This window comes from Protofrankia symbiont of Coriaria ruscifolia (assembly GCF_900634745.1).
In the GTDB taxonomy this organism is placed as follows: domain Bacteria; phylum Actinomycetota; class Actinomycetes; order Frankiales; family Frankiaceae; genus Protofrankia; species Protofrankia californiensis.
Genome location: NZ_CAAAFR010000098.1, coordinates 1 through 4,293 on the forward strand (window position 1 = coordinate 1; position 4,293 = coordinate 4,293).

4 protein-coding genes and 1 pseudogene are annotated in these 4,293 nt (G+C 67.2%); 3 read left to right on the forward strand and 2 right to left on the reverse strand.

What is annotated here, in order from left to right; all coding sequences use genetic code 11:
• Positions 1–43 precede the first annotated feature (43 nt).
• Positions 44–898: pseudogene (locus tag CV1CTNOD_RS12715) on the reverse strand (DUF4158 domain-containing protein); the annotation flags it as partial.
• Positions 899–1,150: 252 nt separating this feature from the next.
• Between CV1CTNOD_RS12715 and CV1CTNOD_RS24725 the strand changes: the two are divergent.
• Positions 1,151–1,318 carry a hypothetical protein gene (locus CV1CTNOD_RS24725; protein WP_165485484.1) on the forward strand — a complete coding sequence of 56 codons (168 nt, stop codon included), beginning with the start codon at positions 1,151–1,153 and terminating at the stop codon, positions 1,316–1,318.
• Between the two features lie 96 nt (positions 1,319–1,414).
• Positions 1,415–1,606, forward strand: a complete 192-nt coding sequence (locus CV1CTNOD_RS12720; RefSeq protein WP_242606644.1) for a type II toxin-antitoxin system RelE family toxin — start codon at positions 1,415–1,417, stop codon at positions 1,604–1,606.
• Between the two features lie 78 nt (positions 1,607–1,684).
• Here CV1CTNOD_RS12720 and CV1CTNOD_RS12725 read toward each other — a convergent pair whose 3' ends face one another.
• Complete coding sequence (locus CV1CTNOD_RS12725) at positions 1,685–2,653, reverse strand: DUF2332 domain-containing protein (protein WP_131786329.1); 969 nt, start codon at positions 2,651–2,653, stop codon at positions 1,685–1,687.
• Between the two features lie 339 nt (positions 2,654–2,992).
• Between CV1CTNOD_RS12725 and CV1CTNOD_RS12730 the strand changes: the two genes are divergently transcribed.
• Positions 2,993–4,293, forward strand: a 1,301-nt coding sequence (locus tag CV1CTNOD_RS12730; RefSeq protein WP_242606642.1) for an IS630 family transposase, incomplete at its 3' end; no start/stop codon positions are given.

A 4,293-nucleotide genomic window follows, 5' to 3' on the forward strand; every position in this document is an offset into this window, starting at 1 on the left:
ATCAGCCGGACCACCCAATGATCACGACTCGATACGCGCCCTAGTCGAACAACTGCACGACCTCGTCCAGCACGTCGGTCGCCGACTGCGCCAACAGTGTGAGCAGGATCGGGTAGCGGCGCTGTGGCTCGCGGCGCTGCAACGCCTGCGCGGTCAACCGCCGACCCACCGTCGCGAGGAACCTGCGTCGCTCCGCCGGCAGCACGGACAACTCCAGGGTGTGCGCGTCCAGGCCGCGCAGGAACTCCAGCTTCGCGACCTCAGCTTTCACCGCCGCCGGCGAGGCTTCCACCGGCCCGGTGGCCAGCCACCGCAACCGCGTCGTCCCAATCGCCGGGTCGTCGACCAGAAGGCCATCGAGGTCGGCGCACCGCTGGTCGGTGAACTCGTGCGCCAGCCGGTCGAACGTCTCCCGCCGGGCTTCCTCCCGCGCGTGCGCGACCCGCTCGACCACCGTCACCGGACCCGGCCGGATCACCCGCGCCGAGATCAGGTAGTCGCACGCCAACCGGAACAGCAGAAGCGGCGAGTCATGCTCCAGCGCCCGCGCCAGCAGGAACTCGTCCAGCTCCTTCAGCTCCAGCGTCGTCGGCGCCCGCCAGCCCAGATACCGCGTCACCGACCGAAGGTGCTCGGTGCGGGTCTTCGCCCGCCGCCCGTACGACCGGATATGATCGGGGTCGACCTGGAGCTGCTCGGCCAGCCGTACCACCGCCGCCCGCGGTGCGGCCGCCACCTCGTCGGGCACGAATCCCAGCCACGGCAACGTGCACAAGGTGACAGCCAGTCCGAGACGATCAGCCGGTCCCCGGCCAGGATCGATGAACGCCACGTCTGCCGGGGTCAGCGTGAAGAACCGGAAGAGCTCCTCCCGGCCGATCTCCGGGAACTTCCGCAGCCCTGGACGCGGTCAGTACGCCTGGTAAGCGGCTTGCGGGCCGCTGTACAGGACGAGGGCTGCTGGCTGCCCGATGGTCGGGGCGGGAGTCATGATCGCCCCGTCGAGGTAGTCGATGTCCAGTTCGCCTGCCCACGCCGCTGTCGCGTGGACCTGGTCTGGCGAGGTGGACGTGAGGTTGGCCGGGCCCCGCCCCGCGAGAACGTGAGCATGTCTTCTGCCCGCCCAGACCTGCCGGCGTACCGTGATCGTGTGAACGAACCCGGCACCATCCCGTTGTGGGACGACGAGGATTACCCGGAAGCCGAGCAGGAGGCCGACCGCCAGGCAATCGACGCCGCCTGGGCCGAGCCCGGGGAGAGCATCCCACTCGAGGTCGTGTTGGCCGAGTTCGGCGACACCGACCTACTCGCATCCTGACCTGGCTGTGGCGTCCTACAAGATCGAGGTCCGCCCGGGCGCCTGGCGGAACTCCGGAAGATCTCGCAGCCGGCTCGCCGGCGTATTGAAGCCACCATCGTCGCGTTAGCGGATGATCCTCGCCCCGCCGGCTGCAAGATGGTCGTCGGCCGACCCGGACACCTGCGCCTGCGCCTGCGGGTCGGGGACTATCAGATCATCTACCTACCCCGTGACGCCGAACTCGTCATCGTCGTGGTCAGTACCGGCCACCGCCGCGAGGTCTACAACCGCTACCGCTACCGCTGACCTGCTACGCCATCGCCCGCTCTAGGGATCAAGCTGTATCACCTCATCAAGATCCTGATCGCGATGTTCCGTCGACCTTTACGGATGTCTGTCTTGCGGTTCCAACCACCGGAGAGCCTGTCCGTGAGGCGCGGTGAACGCGAGTGGCCGGCGGTCAAGAGCGAGCAGAAACATGGCGGGACCAGCGGGTGGCGTTGCGATGCCCGCGGTCAGCTCCGGGAGTACGCCTACGCCTTCGTTGGAGATCCAGCGTGCGGGCAGGCTTTGGACGAGTTCGACGAAGGCTGTGCGTATCTCCATGGGGACGTAGGCGAGGACCGCGCTGTGGAAGATAACGAGGGTGGCGTCGGCCGGTGCCCGGGCGGCGAGCGCGGCCAGATCGGTGAGGAGGTCACCCCGGGTGAGCAGCGGTGGGTCGGCGCGGGCGAGGGTGATGGCAGCCTGCAGGCGTCGGCGGCGGTCGTGCTGCTCGGCCCAGACGAGAGCATTGAGCCAGCGCACATCGTCGTCGTCGGAGACGTCGAGGGGGTTGAGGTCGAGACCGGCCCGCCAGACCACCACGGGTACCCGGTCGGGAAGAGGCACGTCTCCCTCAACGGCGCAGTCGAGCTGTACGGGGCTGTCGGCCGGGCCGACGGTGTGACGGCCGTAGTGATACCGGTAGGCGTCGGGGTAGAGGCACAGACCGGCAGAGGCCCCGACCTCCAGCAGGGCCAGCGGTTGAGGTAACCCCGCGAGGACGGGTAGCAGCGCGCTACAGCGGGCGGGTTCGTTGGTCTGGGTGCGACGCCGACTCATGATCCGGGCAAGGTCGGACCAGTGGCGCAGCGCCCAGTCACGGAAGGCCTCCGGTTCTTTCATCGGGCCGGCGAGGTAGCGGGTGGCGGCGAACAACAGGTTGGGCTGACGTCTCGGCTCGGGAAGCGTGTCGATCAGGCGAAGCAGCTCGAGGTCTTCGGCGATGGCAAGGGCGAGCCGCTCGTACGTCGGGGATTCCGGCCGCGCCTCCCGCTGCCCGAACAGTCGATACCGATCCGCCGTGGTCACAGGGACACTCTTGTCGACCACGGCCGGCGATGCAGCTGTTCCTCAAGTCCTGTAACCCCAGATGGCGGACCTAACTAATACGGCTCTTCTGGCGGGCAGTTCGTGCGCCCAGGCTTCGATGCTGCGGCGGGGGTGGAGGCGGCGATGGGCAGGGCTGGGATCTCCGGAAGACTGCTGACGGGTTGGGATGGCGGGTGTCCTCCCCGTACCCCATTAAAGATCAAATAGCACAGGTTGCCGACCTGTAAGGATTTCCGTACGTTTTTCCTACTGTGTCGCGCCTGAAATCTTGGACATATATTGCTAGTATGATTTATGGCTCATCGTGGACCGGCGCCTGTGGAGATCGTGCTGTCGGACGACGACCGGGAGACGCTCGCGGTGTGGGCGAGGGGGTCGTCGCGGCGGGCCGAGCGGGCGCGGATCGTGCTGGCCTGCGCCGAGTCGGGCGCCTCGAACGGGCAGGTCGCGGATGCTGTCGGGGTCACCGCGGTGACGGTCGGGAAATGGCGGCGCCGGTTCGCGCAGTCCGGTCTGGTGGGTTTGGATGACAGCCCGCGGCCCGGCCGGCCGAAGGCTGGCCTGGAACTGTCGGAAGCGGAGCGTGCGGAGCTGGAACGGTGGGTGCGGCGGGCGACGTCGGCCCAGGCGCTGGCCCTGCGGGCCAGGATCGTGCTGGCCTGCGCGGATGGCGGTGACAACAAGGTCGTCGCTGTGAAGCTTGGTGTCGGCGAGCACACGGTCGCCCGCTGGCGTGGCCGGTTCACCAGCCGGCGGCTCGACGGGCTGCACGACGAGGACCGCCCCGGACGGCCGCCGTCGATCCTGCTGGACAAGGTCGAACAGGTCGTCACCGCGACCCTGGAAGAAATGCCGAGAAACGCCACCCACTGGTCCCGGACCTCGATGGCCCGCCGCAGCGGCCTCAGCGCCTCAAGCGTGGGACGGATCTGGAAGACATTCGACCTGAAGCCGCACCTCACCGACACCTTCAGGCTCAGCACCGACCCTTTGTTCGTGGAAAAGGTCGTGGACGTCGTCGGCCTTTACCACAACCCGCCGGAGAAGGCAGTGGTGCTCTGCGTGGACGAGAAATCCCAGGTCCAGGCCCTGGACCGGTCCCAGCCCGTGCTGCCGATGATGCCCGGCATGCCCGAGAGACGCACGCATGACTACGCCCGTCACGGCGTGACCAGCCTGTTCGCGGCGTTCAATATCGCCGACGGCACCGTCATCGGTGACCTGCACCGCCGCCACCGCCACCAGGAATGGCTCACATTCCTCCGGAAAATCGACAAGAACGTCCCCCGCGAGCTGGACATTCACGTCGTCTGCGACAACTACGCCACCCACAAGACACCCGAGGTCAGGACCTGGCTTGCCCGCCACCCCCGCTTCCACGTCCACTTCACCCCGACCGGCTCCAGCTGGATCAACCAGGTGGAACGCTGGTTCGGCCTCATCACCGACCAGATGATCCGCCGCGGCGTTCACAAGTCCATCCACGCACTCGAAGCCGACATCCGTACCTGGATCGACCACTGGAACGAGAACCCCAGACCGTTCGTCTGGACCAAGACAGCCGACGAGATCCTCACATCACTAGCCGAATATATGTCCAAGATTTCAGGCGCGACACA